Consider the following 22,748-nt stretch of genomic DNA (forward strand, 5'->3'; position numbering starts at 1 on the left):
ACGTGGCCGGTCACAACAGCGGCGAGGCCAGCCGCGCGAACGCCTCCGGGACCCGGTGCAGCCACAGCGACCGTTTGCGGTCATTGCGGACCTGGACGGCGGCATCGAACTCGGCGGCGAGGATCGCCTCCAGCGCGGCCACGCGGTCGGCGTCCACCAGCATCATCGACAACTCGAAGTTGAGCCGGAAACTGCGGTGGTCGAAATTCGCACTGCCGACGATGCACACGTCGCGGTCGGCGATGAACGCCTTGGTATGCAGCATGCGCGGGCCGTACTCGTAGATCTGCACCCCGGCCAGCAGCAGCTCGTCGAAGTACGAACGGGCGGCCTGGGTGACGAACCACGAGTCGCTCATCTTCGGTACCAGCAGGCGCACGTCCAGGCCGCCGAGCGCGGCCGAGGTCAGTGCCATGCGCGCCGCCTCGCCCGGGACGAAGTAGGGCGTCACCAGCCAGACCCGTTCACGGGCTTCGTGGATGGCGGCCACCTGCAGGCGGTGGATGGTTTCCCAGGCCGAGTCCGGGCCGGACACCAGCACCTGTGCGTCGATGCGGCCGTCCTTGCGGCTGGGCATGTCGTGCGGCCACAGCTGCGCGATGGCGAAGCGCTCCGGCGGCTGGCCGGTCGCATAGATCCAGTCCTCGATGAAGACCAGCTGCAGGCTGCGCACCACGTGTCCGGCCAGGCGCATGTGCAGGTCGCGATAGGCATCGGCGCGGCGGCTCTCGTCTTCCTCGTCGGTGATGTTGATGCCGCCGGTGAACGCGACGCGGCCATCGATGACCACCAGCTTGCGGTGGGTGCGCATGTTCATCCACGGGCGCTTGAACGGCTTGAGCAGCTGGCGCGGGTGGAACCAGGCCACTTCACCGCCGGCCTCGAGCAGCGGCTGCAGGAAGCGTTTGCGGATCGCCGACGAGCCCACCGCATCCAGCAACAGGCGCACGCGCACGCCGGCGCGGGCGCGCTCGACCAGCGCATCGCGCAGGGCGGTGCCGGCGTGGTCGGGGTTGAAGATGTAGTACTCCACGTGCAGGTGGTCCTGCGCGGTGGCCACGGCAGCGAGCAGGGCCCGGTAGGTAGCGGCGCCATCGACCAGCCACTCCACCTCGGTGGCCGAGGTGGGCGCCAGCCCGGTCGTGGCCTGGGCGATCTTGGCCAACTCCGTGCAATCGGCATCCGGCGGGCAGACGCTGCTGTAGTGCTCCATGCCGGACCGCGCGCGGCCGCGGCGCAGGCGCTGGCGCTTCACCTTCTGCGGGCCCAGCAGGTAGTAGATGAAGAGCCCGAGGTAGGGCAGGGCGGCCAGCGACAGGATCCAGCTCAGCGTGGCGACCGGTTCGCGCTTCTGCAGCATGATCCAGCCGGTCAGCCACAGCAGGTAGAGGATGTAGGCCGCCACGAGCAGGGGACGGAGATGCGGGACGGCGTCGAGCCAGGCCGCAAGGGCAGGGTAGGTGGCGAGCATGGGCGGATGATAGCGGGCCGCGGGCATCCGGCGCGTGCGCGAAGCGCATGGGCCCACACAAAAAAAAAGCGCCCCCGTTTCCAGGGGCGCTTTCCAGTCGCGTCATGACTGCGTCGTGCGATTTACTGCTGTACGAAGCCGATCTTTTTCATCTGAGCATTCTTCGCGGCAGCCAACACCTTGGCCATCACGTCGTACTCCGAGTCCGGGCTGGCGTCGATGCGCAGTTCCGGCTGGTTCGTCGGGTCCTTCTGGACCTCCTGTTCCATCCGCTGCTGCAACTCACCGGTAGCGACCGGGCTGTTGTTCCACGAGACCTGGTTGCTTGCGTCGATCTTGAGTTCGATCGGCGGCGGCGGCTCGACCAGCTGCGGCGGTGGGTTGAGCACGCGCTGCGGCAGGTCCACGGCGATCGGATAGGTCATGATCGGCGCGGTGACGATGAAGATGATCAGCAGCACCAGCATCACGTCCACGAGGGGCGTGACGTTGATGTCGGCCATAGGGCCCTTGTTACCACCAGTACTGAACGCCATGGCTTACTGCCCCTTCTCTTTGGTGGCAACGAAGCCAACGTCGAGCATGCCCTGTTCCTGCGCGATCTTCGTCATCTCATTGATGACGCGCATCTTGGTGGTGCGGTCACCACGCAGGTTGAGCGGCGGCTGCGGGGTCTGCTGGGCGGCGGTCGCCAAGCGCGACTCGAGAGTCTGCTTGTTGATTTCCTCGTCGTTCCAGTAGATCGAGCCGTCTTCCTTGACTGCCAGGGTGATCGGGCCCGAACGCTTTTCAGCGTCTTCCGGGTTCTGCACCAGGTTGGCCTCCGGCAGATCCACCTTGACCTTGTGGGACATCAGGGGCGCCGTGATGATGAAGATGATCAGCAGCACCAGCATCACGTCCACGAGGGGCGTAACGTTGATGTCGGCCATGGGGCCGCCGCTGTTACCACTACTGAAAGCCATAACGGGCTCCGTCTAGATCGTGTTGACTACGTTCTCGCCAGGTGAAGCGCGTCGCAATTAGCGAACGCGCGAACCGGTGGCGAAGAAGTCGTGCAGGTCGTGAGCGAACGTATCGAACTTGCTGATCGTGGCGCTGTTGATCTTGCTGAAGAAGTTGAAGGCGAACACGGCCGGGATAGCGACGAACAGACCGATGGCGGTCATGATCAGCGCTTCACCCACCGGGCCGGCAACGGCGTCGATCGAGGCGGAACCGGTGGCACCGATCTTGATCAGCGCGCCGTAGATGCCCCACACGGTACCGAGCAGACCGACGAACGGAGCGGTTGCACCGACGGTGGCCAGCAGGGTCATGCCCGACTGCAGGTTGTTGCTTTCGCGGGTCACGGCCTGACGCAGGGCGCGATCGACGAATTCCGAACGGCTCAGGTTCTCACCCAGGCCACCGGTGGCGCCACCTTCGGCACGCTGGTGGTGGGCAGCTGCCTGGGCAGCGTCCAGGGCGATCTTCGAGAAGGGTTCCGAAGCCGGCTGTTCTTCCATCGCGCGGATGGCGTCCTGGGCGTTCGGGGTATCCCAGAACAGGCTCACGACCTTGTCGGCAGCGCTCTTCAGGCGGGTAGCACGGAAGATGTTGATGACGGTCCAGTACCAGGACATGGCCGACATGATGATCAGGGTCAGCAGCACGACCCAGGAGACGGCGAAGTCACCCGGCTGGGTGGTCATTTCGTGGATCAAGTGCTCGAAGCCCATCTGCGACAGGGCGTTGGAGTTGCCCCCGGCAGCAGCGGCGATGAAGAGTTCCTGCAGCATGACGCTTACCTTTGTTGTGTGTGGTGATGAATGGTGTAGCTACAAATAACCGATGGAGGCGGTGGCCGGCGGGCCACCTGCAACCATCAGTTCAGCGCAAAGTTGACCGGGACGCGAACGCGACCTGCGACCTTCTTCCCGCCCGACTCCGCAGAACGGAAGCTCCACTTGCGAGCGGCTTCCATCGCGGCGCGGTCGAGGTCACGGTTACGGCTGGACCGTTCGACCGACACATTGGTGACGTTGCCATTGGCATCGACATCAATGATCAGGATGACTTCACCCTGGATACCTGCACGGAATGCGGCCGGCGGGTAACGCGGGGGGTTCATGTTCTTCGAGGAGATATCGACGCTTGCCTCGATCTGGCTCGGCGGCGCGGGCGGCGACGGCGGGCTCGGCGGCGTAACGATGTCGTTCGGACGCGGCTCCGGCACGTCGATCACCGGCGCTTGCGGCGGCGGCGGAACGGGCGACGGCTTCGGCGGCGATAGGTTCTTGACCGGCGGCGGCGGCGTTTCAGTCGGCGGCGGCGGCGGCGGCGGCGGTGGGGGCGGCGGCGGAGCGTCGACCAGGGTCACCATGATGTTGCGTTCCTTCTCCGCAGCGGCCTTGGGAGCCACGGCCGGGATCAGAAGCATCATGAAGGCGGCGAGATGCAGTGCGATTACAAAAGCGATACCCACGATACGCGGCCAGCTGAAGCCGGTGTCATCGCGTTGTTCGTACCTGTGAACGACTAGTTGTTCCGTCATGCGCCAAGAGCTCATTAGTGGGGCCGGGATACCCGGGGACAGGTAGCCCATGATCAGCGGTGCATGACACCGCAGGAACCTCCAAGCTTATACCAATCCTGAGCGCCTGCGCATCAATGTGGCAGGCGTTCAGGCGTTATTCCTACTTACTTCAGGTTGATGATTTTGTCAGCATCCTTGGGGTTCTTCACGCCCTTGGCTTTCGCCTGGCGCGCCGCTTCCTTGGCCTGCGGGACACGCCCTTCCTGGTACAGCACCTTGGCCAGGTTCAGGTAGGTTTCACCGTCCTTGGAAAGCGGGGCGGCGTTCTGCCACGCTTCGATCGCCTTGTCCGTCTGCTGGGGGTCGGAGTAGTAGTACGCCTGGGCCAGGGCCAGGTAAACCTGGTAGTCCGGCTTCAGGATGCCCTTCTGCAACCCATCATTGATAACGGCAATAACGTCCTTTTCTTTGCCCTCGGTGTTGGCATAGATCGAATACAGCTGCTTGTACTCGCGTTCGTCGGTCAGCTGACCGGCGGCGTACAGCTTGCCGATCACCGCGCCGGCCTTGTCCATCTGGTCAGCCTGCATGTACATGCTGGCCAGGTTGATCTGGGCCTTCTTGTCGTTCGGGTTCTTGGCGGCCAGCGCTTCGGCCTGCTTCACGGCTTCACCGGTCTGGCCGGCTTCGGCCATGGCGGCCATCAGCAGCTGGTTCCAGTTGTCCTTGGGCTCGGTGGCGCCGGCGATGGCCTGCTGCAGCACCGGGATGGCCTCGGCGTAGCGTTCGGCCTGGTACAGCGCCTGGCCCTTGATGACCAGCTCTTCCGGCTTGGCCGACTTGCTCTCGGCGAAGTACTTGTCGAGGGTGGCCAGGCCGGGCACGGTCTCGTTGTCCTGCAGCTGCAGCTGGGCCAGCATCAGCATGGACTGGAAGTACCCGTTGTTTTCCAGGCTGTTGAGCTGGAGCACCTGCTGCAGGTACTTCTTCGCTGCAGCCGAGTCGTCCAGGTTGTAGGCCGCCTGCGAGGCCAGCTGGGCGGCCAGCGACTTGTCGTAGTCGTTGGCGGCGCTGTTGGCCAGGATCTCGTCGGCCAGCGTCCGGGTCTCCGGGAACTTCTGGTCGTTGTAGGTGTCAATCAGCTTCTGCAGCTTGCTGCCGAGCTTGGCCGACGCCTTGGCGTTCGGCTCCTGACGGGTAGCGTTCGGGAACAGCACCTCGGCCTTGGCCTGCTTGCCACTGCGGGCACCGCGCTCGGACGAGCGCGAGGACTGGGCAAAAGCATCGGTGACCACGGCGCCACCAATGGCGGTCGCGATGAGGACGGAAAGCACGGCTTGCTTGTGATTGCTGAAAATCATCTTTCACCTCGATCGAACCGCCGCAGCGGCATCAAAACGGACTGTCAGAAAAATCTGAGCCGCCAAACGTATCAGAAACTGATGGCGTGAGAAATCGTTTCCGATGCTGCAATACAGCATCCTTTCGTCGAATCAGCCGCACTTCGGTCGCCGACCGGCCGCCTGCGCCTGCTGGTACACGCCGGCCAGGGCCGGGGCGTCGCGCTGCAGTTCACGGATACGGTTGGCGGGATCGGGGTGCGTGGACAACCATTGCGGTGAGCGACCGCCGCTGGCGGCCATCATGTTCTGCCACAGGTTGACCGCCTGGCCGGGGTCGAACCCGGCCTCGGCCATCAGCCGTTGGCCGACCACGTCGGCCTCGTTTTCCTGGACGCGCGAGCCCGGCAACAGGAATACCGCCTGCGCGGTGGCGCCGCCGAACTGGTTGACCGTGTTGGCCGCGCCTTCGCCGCCGGCCGCGCCGGCCAGCAGGCCCGCCACGGCCAGCCCGGTCTGCGCGTTGATCTGGCGGGTCATGCGCTCATCATGGTGGCGCGAGATGACGTGGCCGATCTCATGGCCGATCACCGCCGCCAGCTGGTCCTGGTTCCTGGCCACGGTGAAGATGCCGGTGTTGACCCCGACCTTGCCGCCGGGCAGGGCAAACGCATTGGGTTCGTTGTCGACAAACACCGCCGTTTCCCACCGTACGCCACGGTACTGTGGCGGCAGCTGCGCGACCAGCGCATTGACCACGCACTGCACATAGCCGTTCTGGCGACCATCGCTGCTGATCTTTTCTTTCTGCTTGGTCTCGTTGAAGGCCTGCGCGCCAAGCTGATCCAGCTCGGCCTGGGAGACGCCGCCCACCATCTGCCGCCGCCCGGTGGGCGAGGTGGTGGTGGCGCAGGCACTGACCAACAGCGCAAGCGCGACGCCGAACAGTACTGGTTTCATCGCAGGTCCCCCGTGTTCATGTGCCCAGTGTGTATCGCGCCGACGTAAATTTTCGTCAAGCGGGCGCACGGGTCAGTGAAGGCCCAGGAACACCAGCGCAGCCAATGCGATGGCATTGTTCAGCGCGTGCGCGGCGATCGGGGCCCACAGGGTGCCGGTCCGCTGGTACAACCAGGCGAAGGCCGCGCCCATGCCGCCGTAGACCAGCCACAGCTGCGCGATCTCCCATGGGCCATTGCCGCTGGCACCCGGGACTTCATGGATCAACGCGAACGCCAGGCTGCTCAGCAGCATGCCCAGGCCGATCCGGCCGGCCTGCCAGAGGCGGCCGAACAGGACGCGGCGGAACAGCAACTCTTCATAGGCCGGTGCGAGCAGGATCGCGAACACCGCCAGGAACCACGGGAACTGCGCCAGCGACTGCTCCATGAGCAGCAGGTTGGTCGGGACCGGTTCGATGCCGGCCTGTTTGCTGAGGTAGGCGATGAGGTTGCTGATGACCACGACGCCGGTGGCGATCAGCAGCGTCCAGCCCCAGGTGGACGGGCGCCGCGCGGCCGCCCACGAGGCACGCCGTTCGGCCGCATCGGCGCGACGGCGCAGGACATACAACAACAGGGCCGCGCCGCCGGTGGCGAACAGGGCCATCAGGATCTGCGCGAGTGGGCCGGGTTGACCCAGTTGCTGCGCCAGCGCACCCGCGTCGAGCGTGCCGCCCTGGCGGGTGGCTTCGGCCCCGACCACGGCGCCGCGATACAGGCCCCAGGCCAGCCCACCAAGCATGCTCAGGCCGAGCAGCGCCACGATGGCGATGATCAGGTCGAGGAAGAACCCGGCAACCGGCCGGCCGGACGTGCCGCCCGAGGCGGTGGGGGAAACAGGGGGCGTGCTGGACGCCGGGGACGTAACGGACATCGGATTCCTGGCATCGAAAGGCGATGGCCGGCCCGGTTGCAGGTCGCAACGGGCCGGCCTTGCCCCGATTGTGTCAGATATCCAGGTTGGCGACCTTCAACGCGTTGTCTTCGATGAAGTCGCGCCGCGGTTCGACCACGTCACCCATCAGCGTGCTGAAGATCTGGTCGGCGGCGACCGCGTCCTCGATGCGCACCTGCAGCAGGCGGCGGGTGTCCGGATTGACCGTGGTATCCCACAGCTGTTCCGGGTTCATTTCACCCAGGCCCTTGAAGCGCTGGATCTGGCGACCCTTCTTGGCTTCGTCCAGCAGCCAGTTGCGTGCCTCGGCGAAGCTTTCGATCTCGGCCGACTTGGCGCCGCGACTGATCTTCGCACCGGGCCGGACCAGGCCGTGCAGCAACAGCGAGGACTGGTGCAGCGCACGCAGCTCGCCGGTTTCGAACGCGGCCAGCGGCAGGACCTGGATCAACTGTTCGCCCATGTGGCGACGCGTCACCAGCAGGGCGGCCGGACGTTCGTCGGTCGGTTCCTGCAGTTCCAGGGTGAAGCGCGGCGAGCCCAGGCTGCTGCGGTTGAGGCGCGCGGCCAGTGCGGCCAGCCCTTCATCCGCGCCGGCCTTGCGCAGGTGCTCCAAGTCCATCGGGGTGAAATCGATCAACGCCTCAAGCACCTGGCGATCGTAGCGGTGCGTGTTGCGACTGATCGCTTCCTGCGCGGAGGCGAAGGCGAGCAGCAGCTTTTCCAACGCCACGCCTTCGATGCCCGGTTCGCTTTCCGCCGGGATCAGCGAGGCGTTTTCGACCGCGCTGCTGGCCAGGTAGGCGTCCAGCGCCGGGTCATCCTTCAGGTACAGCTCCTGCTTGCCCTGCTTGATCTTGTACAGCGGCGGCAGGCCGATATAGACGTGGCCACGCTCGATCAGCTCCGGCATCTGCCGGTAGAAGAAGGTCAACAGCAGCGTCCGGATGTGCGCGCCGTCGACGTCGGCGTCGGTCATGATGATGATGCGGTGGTAGCGCAGCTTGTCCGGGTTGTACTCGTCGCGGCCGATGCCGGTGCCCAGTGCGGTGATCAGCGTACCGACCTGGTCGGAGGCGAGCATGCGGTCGAAGCGTGCACGTTCCACGTTGAGGATCTTGCCGCGCAGCGGCAGCACCGCCTGGTTCTTGCGGTTGCGGCCCTGCTTGGCCGAGCCACCCGCCGAGTCACCCTCGACGATGAACAGCTCGGACAGCGCCGGATCCTTTTCCTGGCAGTCGGCCAGCTTGCCGGGCAGGCCGGCGATGTCCAGCGCGCCCTTGCGACGCGTCAGGTCGCGGGCCTTGCGCGCGGCTTCGCGCGCGCGCGCGGCGTCCACGATCTTGCCGGCGATCGCCTTGGCTTCGTTCGGGTTCTCCTGCAGGAACTCTTCCAGACGCTGGCCGAATGCGCTTTCCACGGCCGGGCGCACATCCGAGCTGACCAGCTTTTCCTTGGTCTGGCTGGAGAAGCTGGGATCGGGCACCTTCACCGACAACACGGCGATCATGCCTTCGCGCATGTCATCGCCGGTCAGGTTGATCTTGGCCTGCTTGGCGATACCGTTCTGCTCGATGTAGTTGTTGAGCACACGGGTCAGCGCGCCGCGGAAGCCGGCCAGGTGGGTACCACCGTCCTTCTGCGGAATGTTGTTGGTGAAGCAGTACATCGTTTCCTGGTAGGAATCGGTCCACTGCAGCGCCACGTCCACGGTGATGCCGTTGGACTCGCCGGTCACCGAGATCACGTTGGGGTGCAGCGGGGTCTTCAGCTGCGCCAGATGCTCCACGAAGCTGCGGATGCCGCCTTCGTAGTGGAAGTCGTCGCGACGCCCGTCACCGCGCTCATCGGCCAGGACGATCTTGACGCCGGAATTGAGGAAGGACAGCTCGCGCAGGCGACGGGCCAGGATGTCGTAGTGGAACTCGACGTTGTCGTGGAACGCCTTCACCGACGGCCAGAAGCGCAGCGTGGTGCCGCGCTTGGTGCTGGCTTCCAGCTGCTTCAACGGATTGACCGCCGCGCCATCGGCAAATTCCTGCTGGTAGTGGAAGCCGCCCTGGAAGATATCCAGCAGCAGCTTCTGCGACAGCGCATTGACCACGCTGACGCCTACGCCATGCAGGCCACCAGAGACCTTGTAGCTGTTGTCGTCGAACTTGCCGCCGGCGTGCAGAACGGTCATCACCACTTCGGCAGCGGAGACCTCGCGATCGAGCTTCTTGCTCATCTGCTCGTGCTTGCCGGTGGGAATACCACGCCCGTTGTCGGACACAGACACCGAACCATCGGCGTGGATGGTGACGGACACATGGTCGGCATGGCCGGCCAAGGCTTCGTCGATGGAGTTGTCGACGACCTCGAACACCATGTGGTGCAGACCGGTGCCGTCATGGACGTCACCGATGTACATACCAGGACGCTTGCGCACCGCCTCCAGGCCTTCCAGGGCGGTGATGCTGTTGGCGTCGTAGTTGCCGTTGTTTGCCGGGGTGTTCTGTTCTTCAGTCATTGCGCTTGCCATAGGCTCCGCAGGTCGGGCCACCGCCGTGGGGCAGGGCGCCGAGGGATAAGGGGTTGCAACAGAAATTATACCAGCCGGGCGCTGCCGGCCCTTGGGACCCCACTATGGCACAGGCAGGACCTGCCCATGTTCCACGTGGAACCGAGTGACATCGGCAACGCCCTGCAACGCGGCAGGTGGTTCAGTAGCGGTGATGAAGACCTGTGCCGGGCCAGCCTTCAACCGCTCCAGCACGCGTGCCTGGTGATTGCGGTCCAGCTCCGAGGCGAGGTCGTCCAGTGCGATGACCGGCCATTCCCCGCGCTGCTCGGCATAGTCTTCCGCCTGTGCCAGCAGGCAGGTGAGGGCGGTGAGCTTGGCCTGGCCACGCGAAAGCGCATCCCGGCCCGGGATGCTGGCGTAACCCACGCTCCAGTCCGCCCGGTGCGGTCCGACCGAGGTATACCCGGCCAGGCGGTCGCGCTCCCGCGCCAGCAGCAGCGCATCGGACAGGGACACCTCCTGCTTGCGCCAACCGGGACTGAGGGTCAGTGACTGGATGTCCAGATTCGGCGCGAGTACCTGGGCCAACGCGATGGTCCGCGTCTGCAGCCGCTCCAGGTAGTGCTGGCGGCGGGTGGTCAGCGGCTCACCGGCTTCCGCCAGCTCGTGGTCCCAGGCATCCAGGGCATGCGGATGGCCCCCCTGTTTGAGCAGCGCATTGCGCTGCTTCAGCGCCCGCGAGTAGCGGCGCCACAAGGCCAGGAAATCTGGTTCCACGTGGAACAAGCCCCAATCGAGGAAGCGCCGACGCGGCTCGCCGCCACCACTCACCAAGGCATGGCTGCCCGGCTCGAAGGTCACCACGGCCAAGGCCGCGCAGAGATTCCCAAGCTGGGCGACGTCTTCGCCGTCCAGCCGGCCCTTCCACTCCTGGCCGCTATGACGGAGCCCGGCCTTGCGCCGCGTGGAACTCGCCGCGCCTTCGCGTTGTTCATCCCATTCCACGAACACTTCCAGCGCCTCGCGTCCTTGCCGTACCAGGCCATCCCGCACCCGGCCCCGGAAGCTGCGCCCATAGGCCATGACGTGCAATGCCTCCAGCACGCTGGTCTTGCCAGCCCCGTTGTCGCCGGTGATCAGGTTGATGCCCGGCTGGGGCGCCATTTCCACGCTGTCGAAACGGCGAACCTGGTGCAGGGACAAGCGACGGATATGCATGCGGTCGATCAAGGCCGCGCGAGGCGGCAGTCGGGTAGGGGGAATCGATCAGCTTACTGCATTGCACTGGTTCCACGTGGACTCGATACCGCCATGCCGGAAGCGACGCTACCGCACTGGATCTGCGGACGGCCACCTTCCGGTGCTGCCGGTCACCCCATTTCGACCCGTGAATTCCTTGAAATCTGTACAGCGGGCAGGGCTGGAGCCGTGCAGATTTCAAGAAATTCCCGCCACTCTCAATGGCCGAGCGGACCCGCGTTGCGGATGGCCGCGTGCTTTCCTTGAAATCTGCATGCCCTGGCAAGCCACTCGTATTCAGATCTCAAGCCACGAGCGGGCGTGGAAGTGACTGTCCACACAGGGCATGTATGACGTATGCACAACCCATGTACGACCTGTGGATAAAAACAGCCCCTCGCACACGCCTGAAAGATATCCACAGGCTAACCCCCAGCCCCAGGGCCTGTTTTACAGGGGGTTTCGAGGTCAAATAACCCTTTATATTCAACGAGATAAGGTACTTTTCAACCAAATCTGGCCCTACCACCACCACCTAGCTTTAGATTTATATACAGTTTTTAAAGCATAGAGCTGTGATCCAGCGGGCAACGAAGGCACTCGAAGACGTGGTCCCCGACGAACCAACCGGCGGCGAAGAAATCCAGACACACGATGGCTCGATAGCGTGCAGCCGCGTCGATCTGGAAGGCGATGGCCGGTGTACTGGACAGACTTCAGAAACGCACATCCATGCGGGTACCGGCGACGAAGCATCGGAACTCGCGAACGAACCCATCTGCGGGATACGCACCGAGTTTTCCCGACATGCTCCACGTGGAACACCGCAGATCACCAGGCAAAAAGAAACCCGGCGCAGGACCGGGTTTCTTCAGACGTCGGTTCCACGTGGAACCAAGTCTTTCAGGTCACAGACGCAGCGGCATCACCACGTGACGCGACTTCTCGCTGCTGGCCTCGCGAACCAGGGCGGACGAGTTCGAATCGCGCAGTTGGATGACCACGTGCTCATCGCGCAGGGCAGACAGCGCATCCAGCAGGTAGTTCACGTTGAAGCCGATGGCCAGGTCGCTGACCGTGGTGTCGGCCTCGATCTCTTCCTGGGCTTCTTCCTGCTCCGGGTTGTGCGCGCTGATCTTGAGGTTGCCCGGCGAAACTTCCACGCGGATGCCGCGGTACTTCTCGTTGGACAGGATCGCGGCGCGCTGCAGCGAGGCACGCAGGGCTTCGCGGTCCACCTTCACTTCGCGATCGGCACCGATCGGGATGACGGCTTCGTAATCCGGGAAGCGACCATCGATCAGCTTGGAGGTGAAAGTCACATCGTCGCGCTTGACCCGCACGTGGCTGCGACCGACTTCCAGCTCGATCTCACGATCGCCGCTTTCCAGCAGGCGCTGCAGTTCGGTCACGCCCTTGCGCGGCACGATGATCTGACGCTTGGCGCCGCTGGCCTTTTCCAGCTCGGTCTCGCACAGCGCCAGGCGGTGGCCGTCGGTTGCGACGGTGCGCAGGGCATCGCCACGCAGGTCGAACAGCAGGCCGTTGAGGTAGTAGCGCACGTCCTGCTGGGCCATCGCGAACGCGGTGCGTTCGATCAGTTCCTTCAGGGTGGCTTCGCCGATGGCGACACGCTCGGTGGCTTCCACTTCGTCCACCGACGGGAAGTCGTTGGCCGGCAGGGTTGCCAGGGTGAAGCGGCTACGGCCGGCCTGCACGGTGATCTTGTCACCGGTCTGCGAGACGGTGATCCGGCTGCCATCGGGCAGGGCGCGGATGATCTCGAACAGCTTGCGGGCGGGGATGGTGGTCTCGCCGTCCTGGGCATCTTCCACCGCGATCCGCGACACCATTTCCACTTCCAGGTCCGTACCGGTCAGCGACAGCTGCCCGTTCTGCACCTGGACCAGGAAATTAGCCAGAACCGGCAGGGTCTGGCGGCGTTCGACCACGTTGACGACTTGTGCCAACGGCTTGAGAAAGGCTTCGCGCTGCAGTGTGAAACGCATGTGGTTCCGTGCCCCTATGCTTTAAAAAAATGTGGAATAAATCAAAAGCTTGGTGGTGCTGGTAGCGCCAGAATCGCGGGAAAACACAGCTAAGTCTTTGTAAACAAACAGGTTTCAGACCTCGAAACCCTCTGCATTACTAGCCCCAAGGGGGAGGGCAAACCTGTGGATAAATCTGCGTTCGAATCGAACAGCGTTTTTATCCACACCCTGTCCCCTGCTTGCTACCGGATTCTGCACCGTTTTATGCGATGACGCCTTAGCGGCGTACATGCATCATTCGCTCAACTTCCGGATCAGCTTGTCCCAGTCTTCCCGCAACTTGCCGTCCGCTTCCATCAACGTCCGGATCTGCCGGCAGGCGTGCAGCACCGTGGTGTGGTCCCGGCCGGCAAAGGCGTCGCCGATTTCCGGCAGGCTGTGCTCGGTCAGTTCCTTGGTCAGCGCCATGGCGACCTGGCGCGGACGGGCCAACGACCGGGTCCGGCGCTTGGACAACAGATCCTTGATCTGCAGCCCGTAGTAGTCGGCCACGGTTTTCTGGATGTTGGGAATGCTGATCGCCTGCTGCTGGGCGCGCAGCAGGTCGCGCAGGGTTTCCTGCGCAAAATCAGTGGTGATCGCACGGCCGGTGAAGTTGGCGCGTGCGGCCAGGGTATTCAGCGCACCCTCGAGGTCGCGGACATTGGAGCGCATTTTCTTGGCAATCAGAAACGCCACATCGTCGGGGATCTCGGTGCCACGCTCGCGCGCCTTGGCCAGGACGATCGCTGCGCGGGTCTCGAAGTCCGGCGGCTCGATGGCCACCGACAGGCCCCAGGCCAGGCGCGACTTCAGCCGTGCTTCCAGGCCTTCGACTTCGCGCGGGTACCGGTCGCAGGTCAGGATGATCTGCTGCTTGCCGTCGAACAGGGCATTGAACGTATGGAAGAATTCTTCCTGGGTACGGTCCTTGCCGGCGAAGAACTGGATGTCATCGATCAGCAGCGCGTCCACCTGCTGGAACTGGCGCTTGAACTGATCCATGGTTTTTTCCTGCAACGCACGGATCATCGCGCTGAAGAACTGTTCCGAGCGCAGGTACAGCACCTTGGCGCCCGGGTTGGCCTGGCGCATCGCATTGCCGGCCGCGAACATCAGGTGGGTCTTGCCCAGGCCGGTGCCGCCGTACAGCAGCAACGGGTTGTGCGCCCGGTCGCCCGGTTTCTGCGCCGCCTGGAACGCCGCGGCCAGGCCCAGCTGGTTGCTGCGGCCTTCCACGAAGTTGGCGAAGGTGTAGTGCGAATCGAGGTTGCCGGCGAACGGCACCAGCGGCTCGGCCGCCACCACCGGCGCAGCAACGCCCGGATTCGGCGCAATCTGCGCCTCGACGGCCCGCGGACGCGAGCCGATTTCAAGAAAAACGTCGCCGAAGCCGGCGAAGTGCGCCAGCAGTTCCTTGATGCGCGGCAGGTACAGCTCGCGCACCTGGTCGACGATGAAGGCATTCGGCGCATAAAGCACCAGGCTGTCCACGCGCAGATCGGCCTGCAGCGGCTTCAACCAGGTGTGAACATCCTCGGGCGGGAACTCCGCTTCAAGGCGTTCGAGACAACGGGACCAGGCATCCATCGGCAATAATCGTCTGGGGCCAGTGCGCAGGCGTCAAAAACCGCCGCACCGCAGGCCGGAAGGGGGAAGAATGGATGGCGCAGACTACCACCGACGAGAGGGGCCGGGAATGGTTGTCCCGAAGTTATTCACAAAATGATCCACAGCTATTGCACAGCCCGATGAATTCCCGTAGTGCCAAGCACTTGACGGCACCTCGGGAGGGTCTATAGAATTTCCGGTTCTTTCCGTCCCCTTCATATAGAGGCCCGCATGGCCACCAAGCGCACTTTCCAACCCAGCAACCTCAAGCGTAAGCGCGACCATGGCTTCCGTGCCCGTATGAAGACCGCTGACGGCCGCAAGATCCTGTCGCGTCGCCGCGCCAAGGGCCGTAAAGTCCTGAGCGCTTGATTGCAATGCCGCTTCCTGCGGCAGACGCAATCCTGACTGTGAGCAGTTCCGACCCGCGCAAGCGATTTCCTCGCTCTGCGCGGGTTCGTACGCGTGCCGAATATACAACGGTCTTCAACGGCGCCCGCCGTGTGTCCGATCCGCTGATGACCCTGCACTGGCTGAAGAGCGATACGCCAGCCAGGTTGGGTCTTGCGGTGTCGCGCAAAGTCGATCCCCGAGCCGTGGGTCGCAACCGAGTGAAGCGTGTGCTGCGCGATGCCACACGCCACCTACGGCCGTGGATGAGTGCCGGCGATTTTGTCGTCGTGGCCCGTAGCGCAGCCCGTACCGCCAGCAATGTCGAGATCCGCCAGGCCTTCGAACGCCTGCTGCGCCGCCTTGGCGCATTGCCCATGCCGGGCGCGGACGGCACAATGCCGCCGCCCCTGGGCGTTGCATCCCTTTCCCAGTCCGAGCCGGCATCACCTGCCGGCCCCGTCGAGCCTGCCCGCTGATGAACCAGACCCGCGTTTTCCTGATTTTTGCCTGGCTGATGGTGGCCGTGTTGCTGTGGATGGAGTGGGGCCGCGACAAGGCCGCACCGACCCCGCCGCCGGTTGCCGCGCAGACCCAGGCAACCGTGCCGGGCGCGGCGGGCGCGATCCCGGGCGCGACCGTGCCGCAGGCCCCGGGCAGCACGCCGGCGACCCAGCCGGCCGCCCAGGACCAGGCCGGTGCCGCCCGTGTGACCGTCACCACCGACGTGCTGCGCCTGGTGCTGGATGGCGGCACGGTGCTGGATGCCGAGCTGCTGCAGTTCCCGCAGACCAAGGACGACGGCAGCCCGCCGGTGCGCCTGCTCACTGAAGAGGCCACCCACCCGTATCGCGCGGTGAGCGGCTGGACCAGCCAGGACAAGAGCATGCCGGTGCCGGAAGCCAATGGCTTCACGCTGGTGGGCGACAGCCGCGACTTCGTGCTCGCCAAGGGCCAGAAGGAACTGCAGATCCCGTTCGTGTGGAATGGCCCGAACGGCATCAGCATCCGTCGCACCTATACGCTGGGTCGCAACGAATACGCGATCAAGGTGAAGGATGAGGTCATCAACGGCAGCACCGCGCCGTGGAACGGCTATGTGTTCCGCACCCTCGACCGCACCCCGACCATCCTGTCGCGCAGCATGACCAACCCGGACTCGTTCAGCTTCAACGGCGCGACCTGGTTCAGCCCGCAGGACGGCTACGAGCGTCGTGCGTTCAAGGATTACCTGGACGACGGCAACCTCAACCGCACCATCACCGGCGGCTGGCTGGCGATGCTGCAGCACCACTTCTTCACCGCGTGGATCCCGCAGGCCGACCAGGCCGCGAACTACGCGCTGTCCCAGCATGACGGTCGCGACCAGATCCAGGCCACCGGCCCGGCCTTCACCGTCGCGCCGGGCCAGCAGGCCAGCACCGAGGCCCGCCTGTGGGTGGGCCCGAAGCTGGTCAACCTGATTGCCAAGGAAGACGTGAAGGGCCTGGACCGCGTGGTCGACTACAGCCGCTTCTCGCTGATGGCGGTGATCGGCCAGGGCCTGTTCTGGGTGTTGAACCAGGTCCACAAGGTGGTCAACAACTGGGGCTGGGCGATCGTCGGCCTGGTGGTGCTGCTGAAGCTGGTGCTGTATCCGCTGTCGGCGGTGCAGTACAAGAGCGGCGCCAAGATGCGTCGCTTCCAGCCGCGCATCGCGCAGTTGAAGGAACGCTACGGCGATGACCGCCAGAAGTTCCAGACCGCGATGATGGAGCTGTACAAGAAGGAAAAGATCAATCCAATGGGCGGCTGCCTGCCGATCCTCATCCAGATGCCGATCTTCTTCGCGCTGTACTGGGTGCTGGTGGAGTCGGTGGAACTGCGCCAAGCGCCGTGGCTGGGCTGGATCCAGGACCTGACCGCGCGTGACCCGTACTTCATCCTGCCGGTGATCAACGTGGCGGTGATGTGGGCCACGCAGAAGCTGACCCCGGCCCCGGGCATGGACCCGATGCAGGCCAAGATGATGCAGATGATGCCGCTGGTGTTCGGCGTCATGATGGCCTTCATGCCGTCCGGCCTGGTGCTGTACTGGGTGGTCAACGGTGGCCTGGGCCTGCTGCAGCAGTGGTGGATGACCAAGCGCCACGGCAGCGACCCGGTGCCGGCCACCACCGCCCCCATCAAAAAGAAGTAGAGCCGACCGTTGGTCGGCTGCACCAAGACGTAGAGCCGACCGTTGGTCGGCTGCACCAGGACGTAGAGCCGACCGTTGGTCGGCTGCACCAGGACGTAGCGCCGACCGTTGGTCGGCCGCCCTGAAAAACCCGCCATCCGGCGGGTTTTTCTTTGGCGGCGATACAATCGCCGCCACCGTTGCCCCGTTGCCCCGAGCCACCCCATGCCCCCTGCGTCGTCGCTGCTCCGCCTGCCCGTGCCCCTGCTGCTGCTCACCCTGGCGTTGGCCGGCTGTGGCGACAAGGAGGCGACCGACAGCGGCGCGATGACCCAGCCCAGCGCGCAGGCCGCCGCCGCGGCAGACCCGGCCGCCGCGCCACTGCTGGCCGCGCTGCAGAAACAGCTCGACGGCCACCGCCGCATCATCGTGCTGCTGGCGGACGAGGCCGGGCAGTCGCCGGCCGACCGCGCCACCTCCAGCCGCATCGGCCAGCAGCTGTTCCACGATGGCCTGGAACAACGCCGCGCGATCGCCGCGCAGTTCGACACGCTGCTGCGCGACACCCGTCCGCAGCGCTTCGCCAGCCTGGGCACGGTGCTGGACTACATCGAATCGGCGCCGGAGCTGTTCGATGCCGACCGCCTGGCCTTCCGCGAGGTGCTGCGCGACCTGCAGGAGCGGGTGGGCAAGGATTCGTCGCTGCCAGCGGTGAAGCTGCACCAGCGCATCGGCGAGGACCTGGAGGCGCTGGACGAGATCGAGCGCAACTACAACCAGGAAATCACCCGCATCTTCAGCCGCTTCGACCGCACCCGCGCGATCGCGCTCAAGCGCGAAAAGTGGGACGACTACCTGGCCCACCTGCATGCGCAGTACCGCCGCGAGGCGATCCTGCGCGACTACGGCGTGATCGAGCCGTACCCGATGTCGATGCAGGATAGCGAGCGCGAGATCTTCGGCCGCGACCTGCCGCCCAAGACCGTGGTGCTCACCTTCGACGACGGCCCGCACAAGGCCTATACCGATGAAGTGGTGGCCATCCTCAAGCGCTACGACGTGCCCGGGGTGTTCTTCGAAGTGGGCCGCAACCTCGGCGAGGTGCAGGCCGATGGCACGGTGAAGCTGGGCCCGATGGCGGGGATCAGCCGCAACCTGATGGAGCAGGGCTACGCGGTGGGCAACCACAGCCTCACCCACGCCCAGCTTTCGCGCACCACCGGCGATGCACTCCGCGAACAGGTGCTCTCCACCGATACGCTGCTCAAGGACGTGGACGACAAACGCGCGCCGCTGTTCCGCTTCCCGTATGGCGCCCGCAACGCCGAAGGCCTGCAGCTGCTCAACGAAGCCGGGCTGAAGTCGATCATGTGGAACATCGATTCGATGGACTGGGCCGACCCGGTACCCGAGTCGATCGTGCAGCGCGTGGTGGACCAGGTGCAGAAGGAACAGCGCGGCATCATCCTGTTCCACGATATCCACGACCGCGCGGTGAAGGCGCTGCCGCAGATCCTGGACCGGTTGATCGCCGACGGGTACCAGTTCGCCGGCTGGAACGGGCGCGACTTCAGCGTGGCGCGGCCGCGCAAGGGCGCCGCCACCGATGCCACCGTCACCAGCGGCTACGAGAAGTCGTGGGCGATCGTGATCGGCATCGACGACTACGCCAAGTGGCCCAAGCTGGAATACGCCAGCCATGACGCCCAGGCGATCGCCGACACCCTGACCGGACAATTCGGCTTCCCGGCATCGCAGGTGATGACGCTGAAGAACCAGCAGGCCACCCGCAACAACATCCTGGCCGCCTTCCACGACCGCTTGGCCGACGAGCGCACCGGCAAGAACGACCGCGTGTTCGTGTTCTTCGCCGGGCACGGCGCCACCCGGCGGCTGGCCTCGGGGCGAGACCTGGGCTACATCATCCCGGTGGATTCGGACCCCAACGAGTTCGCCAGTGATGCCATCGCCATGACCGACATCCAGAACATCGCCGAGAGCCTGCAGGCCAAGCACGTGATGTTCGTGATGGATGCCTGCTACAGCGGCCTCGGACTGACCCGCGGCGGTGGATCGTCGTCGGCGTTCCTGCGCGAAAACGCGCGCCGCAGCGCGCGCCAGATGCTCACCGCCGGTGGCGCCGACCAGCAGGTGGCCGACAGCGGCCCGAATGGCCATTCGGTGTTCACCTGGGTGCTGCTGCAGGCGCTGGCCGGCAAGGGTGATCTCAACGGCGACGGGCTGATCACCGGCACCGAGCTGGCCGCCTACGTGGCCCCGGCGGTGTCGGCGGTGTCGCGGCAGACGCCGGCGTTCGGCAGCCTGCCCGGGTCGCAGGGCGGCGAGTTCGTGTTCCAGGTGCCGGACAGCCAGGAATACCTGACCGCCGATACCCGCCAGCTGTCGGCCGACGCCATCGCGCTCAATACCCGGGTCGATGCAGCCCAGGGGGGCAAGGCCGAAGGCGAGGCGCCGGTGACCGTGGCCGATCTGCAGGGCGGCAAGAGCACGCTCGTCGTGCCGTCCGCGCAGCCCACCTCCGACCGCCAGCGCGCGCAACAGGCCAACGACCGCGGCCTGCAGCTGTACCGCGAGAAGCGCTACGACGCGGCGGCCGCGCAGTTCACCGAGGCGCTCAAGCTGCGCCCGGACTTCGCCCAGGCCGCCAACAACCTGGGCTTCGTCTATTACCGCCAGCAGCGCTACGTCGAAGCGGCGCGTTGGCTGGAGAACACCTTGAAGATCGACCCCTCGCGCGCGGTGGCCCACCTCAACCTGGGCGATGCCTACCTGCATGTGGGCGACACGGCCAAGGCCAAGCAGGCCTACACCACCTACCTGGCCCTGCAGCCGCAGGGCAGCGGTGCCGCCCAGGCGCGCGCCCAGCTGGAGAAGCTGTAAGCCATGCACGCCTCCGCCAACATCGACACCATCGTGGCCATCGCCAGCGCGCCCGGCGCCGGCGGCGTCGGTCTGCTGCGCCTGTCCGGTCCGCGTGCGCGCGACATCGCCCAGCGGATCGGGGTGCGCACGATGCGCCCGCGGCACGCGCACTACGCGCGCTTCCGCGATGCGGATGGCGAAGTGATCGATGACGGCATCGCCCTGTGGTTCCCGGCGCCCAACAGCTTCACCGGCGAGGAGGTGGTGGAGCTGCAGGGGCATGGCAGCCCGGTGGTGTTGCAGCAGCTGGTCGCGCGCTGCATCGCGCTCGGCGCGCGCCAGGCGCGGCCCGGTGAATTCAGCGAGCGTGCCTTCCTCAACGGCAAGCTCGACCTGGCCCAGGCCGAGGCCATCGCCGACCTGATCGCGGCCAGCGACACCCGCGCGGCGCGCGCGGCCCGGCGCTCGCTGGACGGGGTGTTCTCGCAGCGGGTGGAGGCAACCGGCGAACAGCTGGTGCTGCTGCGCATCCACGTCGAGGCGGCGATCGACTTCGCCGACGAACCGTTGGACACCCTCGGCGGTGACCAGGTCCGCGCCGGCCTGGGCCGGGCGCTGCGCGCGCTGGTGCAGCTGCGCGACGATGCCGAGCGCGGTCGGCGCCTGCGCGATGGCCTGCACGCGGTGCTGGTGGGGCCCCCCAACGCGGGCAAGAGTTCGCTGCTCAATGCGCTGGCCGGCAGCGAGCGTGCCATCGTCACCGACATCGCCGGCACCACCCGCGACACCCTGCGCGAGACCATCCGCATCGACGGGCTGGAGCTGACCCTGGTGGACACCGCCGGGCTGCGCGACGGCGGCGATGCGATCGAACGCGAGGGCATGCGCCGGGCCCACCTGGAGATGCAGCGCACCGACCTGGCCATCATCGTGCTGGACGCGCGCGACCCGCAGGCCGGGCGTGCCGCGGTGGCCGACGCCCTGGCCGGCGTGCCGCAGCAGCTGTGGATCCACAACAAAAGCGACCTGCTGGCGCAGTGTCCCGCCGATAGCGATGCGAACGTCGTCCACGTCTCCGCCGCCACCGGCCAGGGTCTGGAGCACCTGCATGCCCGCCTGCGTGAACTGGCCAGCGGCAGCGCCGGCGACAGCGTGGAGGGCGAGTTCTCCGCGCGTGCCCGCCACGTGGAGGCGATCGTGCTGGCCATCGGCCACGTCGAGCGTGCCGATGCCGAGCTGGTCCACGAACACCTGGAGCTGGCCGCCGAGGAACTGCGCCTGGCCCATGAGGCGCTGGGCGAGATCACCGGGCGGATGAGCGCCGATGACCTGCTGGGGCGGATATTCTCCAGCTTCTGCATCGGGAAGTAGGGGGCGTTACTTCCCGCTGTCACACCGCACCACCACAATGCGCCGGTCCTTTCCACGCCCCCGCCGCGTCGGCGCGGGCCGCATCAAACAGGGGTTTGCAGTGTCGAAGTCGTTGTGGAGTTGTGCGTTGCTGTTGTCGCTGGCCGTGGCACCATCGGTGGCCATGAGTGCCGAATCCACCTCCCCATCGCGCAAGGCGGCCGTCTACGGCCACCGTGGCGCCAGTGCGCTGCTGCCCGAGCACACCCTGGCCAGCTACGCGCAGGCCATCGCCGACGGCGCCGACTACATCGAACCGGACCTGGTGATGACCAGGGACGGCGTGCTGGTGTCGCGCCACGAGAACGAGATCGGCGGCACCACCGATGTGGCCGCGCACCCCGAGTTCGCCAGCCGCAGGACGGTCAAGACCATCGACGGCGAGCGCGTGGAGGGCTGGTTCACCGAAGACTTCACCCTGGCCGAGCTGAAGACGCTGTACGCCCGCGAGCGCCTGCCGCAGCTGCGCAGCACCGCCTATGACGGCCAGTTCCGCATCGCCACGCTGGAGGAGATCCTTGCTTTCCTGGTGCAGCAGGCCGGCCGCGCCAACCGCGGCATCGGGCTGGTGCCGGAGATCAAGCACGGCACCTACTTCAAGGGCATCGGCCTGCCGATGGAAGACAAGCTGCTGGCCGCGCTGCAGGGCAACGCGTACACGCGCGTGGCACCGGTGACGATCCAGTCGTTCGAGGTCGGCAACCTGCGCTACCTGCGCAGCACGCTGGGCCGTGAGTCCAACATCCGCCTGCTGCAGTTGCTGGGCGATCCGAAGCAGCAGCCGGGCGACGTGCTGGCCGCCAAGGGCAGCCAGCGCTATGCCGACATGCTCACCCCGGCCGGATTGGAGCAGGTGGCGGCCTATGCCGACGGCATCGGCCCCAGCCTGCGCCAGGTCATTCCGCTGGATGCGGCCGGCAAGCTGGGCGCGCCGACCCCCCTGGTCCGCGACGCGCACGCCGCCGGCCTGATGGTGATCCCGTACACCTTCCGCCCGGAGAACTATTTCCAGGCGGCCGAGTTCCGCAAGGGCGAGGCCAACGCACGCAATGCCGCCGGTTCGGTGGCCGAAATGCGCGCCTACCTGGCCACCGGCATCGATGCGTTCTTCACCGACGACCCCGCGCTGGGCCGGCGTGCGGTGGATGGGGACGGCGCCGCGACCGCCGGAAACTGACCGGCCGCGATCGCGCGTGATCCGCGGCCACGCAGGGCGCTGCGCTGCGCGGATCCGCCGCGCGTGACCTTGTTGCGACAGACGGCCGCGGCTACCGTGGTCGCTGGACAAGGAGGTCT

Annotated in this window: 18 protein-coding genes; 6 read left to right on the plus strand and 12 right to left on the minus strand. The window is 65.8% G+C overall.

Annotated elements, in window-relative coordinates:
* Positions 1 to 10: 10 nt before the first annotated feature.
* From cls to dnaA, 12 genes are all read right to left on the minus strand, one after another.
* A complete protein-coding gene (gene cls / locus M2421_RS14760) occupies positions 11 to 1,471 on the minus strand; it encodes a cardiolipin synthase (RefSeq protein ID WP_259208025.1) in 1,461 nt (486 codons plus the stop codon).
* Positions 1,472 to 1,593: 122 nt separating this feature from the next.
* Complete coding sequence (locus M2421_RS14765; RefSeq protein WP_038691524.1) at positions 1,594 to 2,007, minus strand: biopolymer transporter ExbD; 414 nt, start codon at positions 2,005 to 2,007, stop codon at positions 1,594 to 1,596.
* 3 nt (positions 2,008 to 2,010) lie between these two features.
* Positions 2,011 to 2,436, minus strand: coding sequence for a biopolymer transporter ExbD (locus M2421_RS14770; RefSeq protein ID WP_259208030.1), 426 nt, complete (start codon positions 2,434 to 2,436; stop codon positions 2,011 to 2,013).
* A gap of 57 nt (positions 2,437 to 2,493) precedes the next feature.
* Positions 2,494 to 3,252: a TonB-system energizer ExbB gene (exbB, locus tag M2421_RS14775; protein ID WP_259208031.1), complete on the minus strand. Its 759-nt coding sequence runs from the start codon at positions 3,250 to 3,252 to the stop codon at positions 2,494 to 2,496.
* Positions 3,253 to 3,338: 86 nt separating this feature from the next.
* On the minus strand, positions 3,339 to 3,896 hold the full coding sequence (locus tag M2421_RS14780) for an energy transducer TonB (RefSeq protein WP_259208240.1): 558 nt from the start codon (positions 3,894 to 3,896) through the stop codon (positions 3,339 to 3,341).
* 257 nt (positions 3,897 to 4,153) lie between these two features.
* Positions 4,154 to 5,350, minus strand: a complete 1,197-nt coding sequence (locus tag M2421_RS14785) for a tetratricopeptide repeat protein (RefSeq protein ID WP_259208033.1) — start codon at positions 5,348 to 5,350, stop codon at positions 4,154 to 4,156.
* 132 nt (positions 5,351 to 5,482) lie between these two features.
* Positions 5,483 to 6,289, minus strand: coding sequence for a M48 family metallopeptidase (locus M2421_RS14790; protein ID WP_259208035.1), 807 nt, complete (start codon positions 6,287 to 6,289; stop codon positions 5,483 to 5,485).
* Between the two features lie 72 nt (positions 6,290 to 6,361).
* Entirely contained in the window at positions 6,362 to 7,204 is an 843-nt protein-coding gene (locus M2421_RS14795) for a type II CAAX endopeptidase family protein (protein ID WP_259208037.1), read from the minus strand.
* Positions 7,205 to 7,277: 73 nt separating this feature from the next.
* Complete coding sequence (gene gyrB / locus M2421_RS14800; protein ID WP_259208039.1) at positions 7,278 to 9,737, minus strand: DNA topoisomerase (ATP-hydrolyzing) subunit B; 2,460 nt, start codon at positions 9,735 to 9,737, stop codon at positions 7,278 to 7,280.
* A gap of 114 nt (positions 9,738 to 9,851) precedes the next feature.
* Entirely contained in the window at positions 9,852 to 10,949 is a 1,098-nt protein-coding gene (gene recF / locus M2421_RS14805; RefSeq protein WP_259208041.1) for a DNA replication/repair protein RecF, read from the minus strand.
* A gap of 929 nt (positions 10,950 to 11,878) precedes the next feature.
* Positions 11,879 to 12,979 carry a DNA polymerase III subunit beta gene (gene dnaN, locus M2421_RS14810; RefSeq protein WP_019184048.1) on the minus strand — a complete coding sequence of 367 codons (1,101 nt, stop codon included), beginning with the start codon at positions 12,977 to 12,979 and terminating at the stop codon, positions 11,879 to 11,881.
* A 276-nt stretch (positions 12,980 to 13,255) separates the two neighbouring features.
* On the minus strand, positions 13,256 to 14,590 hold the full coding sequence (gene dnaA / locus M2421_RS14815; RefSeq protein ID WP_259208052.1) for a chromosomal replication initiator protein DnaA: 1,335 nt from the start codon (positions 14,588 to 14,590) through the stop codon (positions 13,256 to 13,258).
* A 252-nt stretch (positions 14,591 to 14,842) separates the two neighbouring features.
* On the opposite strand from dnaA, the gene rpmH reads away from it, so the two are divergent.
* The 6 genes from rpmH to M2421_RS14845 all read left to right on the plus strand — a co-directional run bounded on the left by rpmH (position 14,843) and on the right by M2421_RS14845 (position 22,629).
* Positions 14,843 to 14,983, plus strand: coding sequence for a 50S ribosomal protein L34 (gene rpmH, locus M2421_RS14820; RefSeq protein WP_006404565.1), 141 nt, complete (start codon positions 14,843 to 14,845; stop codon positions 14,981 to 14,983).
* Positions 14,984 to 14,988: 5 nt separating this feature from the next.
* Positions 14,989 to 15,480 carry a ribonuclease P protein component gene (gene rnpA / locus M2421_RS14825; RefSeq protein ID WP_259208055.1) on the plus strand — a complete coding sequence of 164 codons (492 nt, stop codon included), beginning with the start codon at positions 14,989 to 14,991 and terminating at the stop codon, positions 15,478 to 15,480.
* A complete protein-coding gene (gene yidC, locus M2421_RS14830) occupies positions 15,480 to 17,180 on the plus strand; it encodes a membrane protein insertase YidC (RefSeq protein WP_259208058.1) in 1,701 nt (566 codons plus the stop codon). The genes rnpA and yidC overlap by 1 nt, the downstream gene beginning before the upstream one ends.
* Positions 17,181 to 17,384: 204 nt before the next feature.
* Positions 17,385 to 20,060, plus strand: coding sequence for a polysaccharide deacetylase family protein (locus M2421_RS14835; protein ID WP_259208060.1), 2,676 nt, complete (start codon positions 17,385 to 17,387; stop codon positions 20,058 to 20,060).
* Positions 20,061 to 20,063: 3 nt separating this feature from the next.
* Entirely contained in the window at positions 20,064 to 21,413 is a 1,350-nt protein-coding gene (mnmE, locus tag M2421_RS14840; RefSeq protein ID WP_259208063.1) for a tRNA uridine-5-carboxymethylaminomethyl(34) synthesis GTPase MnmE, read from the plus strand.
* Positions 21,414 to 21,576: 163 nt separating this feature from the next.
* Positions 21,577 to 22,629, plus strand: coding sequence for a glycerophosphodiester phosphodiesterase (locus tag M2421_RS14845; protein ID WP_259208242.1), 1,053 nt, complete (start codon positions 21,577 to 21,579; stop codon positions 22,627 to 22,629).
* Positions 22,630 to 22,748 lie beyond the last annotated feature (119 nt).

This window comes from Stenotrophomonas sp. BIGb0135, from assembly GCF_024810105.1.
In the GTDB taxonomy this organism is placed as follows: domain Bacteria; phylum Pseudomonadota; class Gammaproteobacteria; order Xanthomonadales; family Xanthomonadaceae; genus Stenotrophomonas; species Stenotrophomonas maltophilia_AB.

What these genes read in the sequence shown, in the direction of transcription:
- M2421_RS14790 (WP_259208035.1), bottom strand. Translation starts at nt 6,289, where the DNA reads ATGAAACCAGTACTGTTCGGCGTCGCGCTTGCGCTGTTGGTCAGTGCC.
- M2421_RS14770 (WP_259208030.1), bottom strand. Translation starts at nt 2,436, where the DNA reads ATGGCTTTCAGTAGTGGTAACAGCGGCGGCCCCATGGCCGACATCAAC.
- mnmE (WP_259208063.1), top strand. Translation starts at nt 20,064, where the DNA reads ATGCACGCCTCCGCCAACATCGACACCATCGTGGCCATCGCCAGCGCG.
- yidC (WP_259208058.1), top strand. Translation starts at nt 15,480, where the DNA reads ATGAACCAGACCCGCGTTTTCCTGATTTTTGCCTGGCTGATGGTGGCC.
- M2421_RS14785 (WP_259208033.1), bottom strand. Translation starts at nt 5,350, where the DNA reads ATGATTTTCAGCAATCACAAGCAAGCCGTGCTTTCCGTCCTCATCGCG.
- dnaN (WP_019184048.1), bottom strand. Translation starts at nt 12,979, where the DNA reads ATGCGTTTCACACTGCAGCGCGAAGCCTTTCTCAAGCCGTTGGCACAA.
- exbB (WP_259208031.1), bottom strand. Translation starts at nt 3,252, where the DNA reads ATGCTGCAGGAACTCTTCATCGCCGCTGCTGCCGGGGGCAACTCCAAC.
- M2421_RS14780 (WP_259208240.1), bottom strand. Translation starts at nt 3,896, where the DNA reads ATGATGCTTCTGATCCCGGCCGTGGCTCCCAAGGCCGCTGCGGAGAAG.
- M2421_RS14795 (WP_259208037.1), bottom strand. Translation starts at nt 7,204, where the DNA reads ATGTCCGTTACGTCCCCGGCGTCCAGCACGCCCCCTGTTTCCCCCACC.
- rnpA (WP_259208055.1), top strand. Translation starts at nt 14,989, where the DNA reads ATGCCGCTTCCTGCGGCAGACGCAATCCTGACTGTGAGCAGTTCCGAC.
- M2421_RS14845 (WP_259208242.1), top strand. Translation starts at nt 21,577, where the DNA reads ATGAGTGCCGAATCCACCTCCCCATCGCGCAAGGCGGCCGTCTACGGC.
- recF (WP_259208041.1), bottom strand. Translation starts at nt 10,949, where the DNA reads ATGCATATCCGTCGCTTGTCCCTGCACCAGGTTCGCCGTTTCGACAGC.
- cls (WP_259208025.1), bottom strand. Translation starts at nt 1,471, where the DNA reads ATGCTCGCCACCTACCCTGCCCTTGCGGCCTGGCTCGACGCCGTCCCG.
- rpmH (WP_006404565.1), top strand. Translation starts at nt 14,843, where the DNA reads ATGGCCACCAAGCGCACTTTCCAACCCAGCAACCTCAAGCGTAAGCGC.
- gyrB (WP_259208039.1), bottom strand. Translation starts at nt 9,737, where the DNA reads ATGACTGAAGAACAGAACACCCCGGCAAACAACGGCAACTACGACGCC.
- dnaA (WP_259208052.1), bottom strand. Translation starts at nt 14,590, where the DNA reads ATGGATGCCTGGTCCCGTTGTCTCGAACGCCTTGAAGCGGAGTTCCCG.
- M2421_RS14835 (WP_259208060.1), top strand. Translation starts at nt 17,385, where the DNA reads ATGCCCCCTGCGTCGTCGCTGCTCCGCCTGCCCGTGCCCCTGCTGCTG.
- M2421_RS14765 (WP_038691524.1), bottom strand. Translation starts at nt 2,007, where the DNA reads ATGGCGTTCAGTACTGGTGGTAACAAGGGCCCTATGGCCGACATCAAC.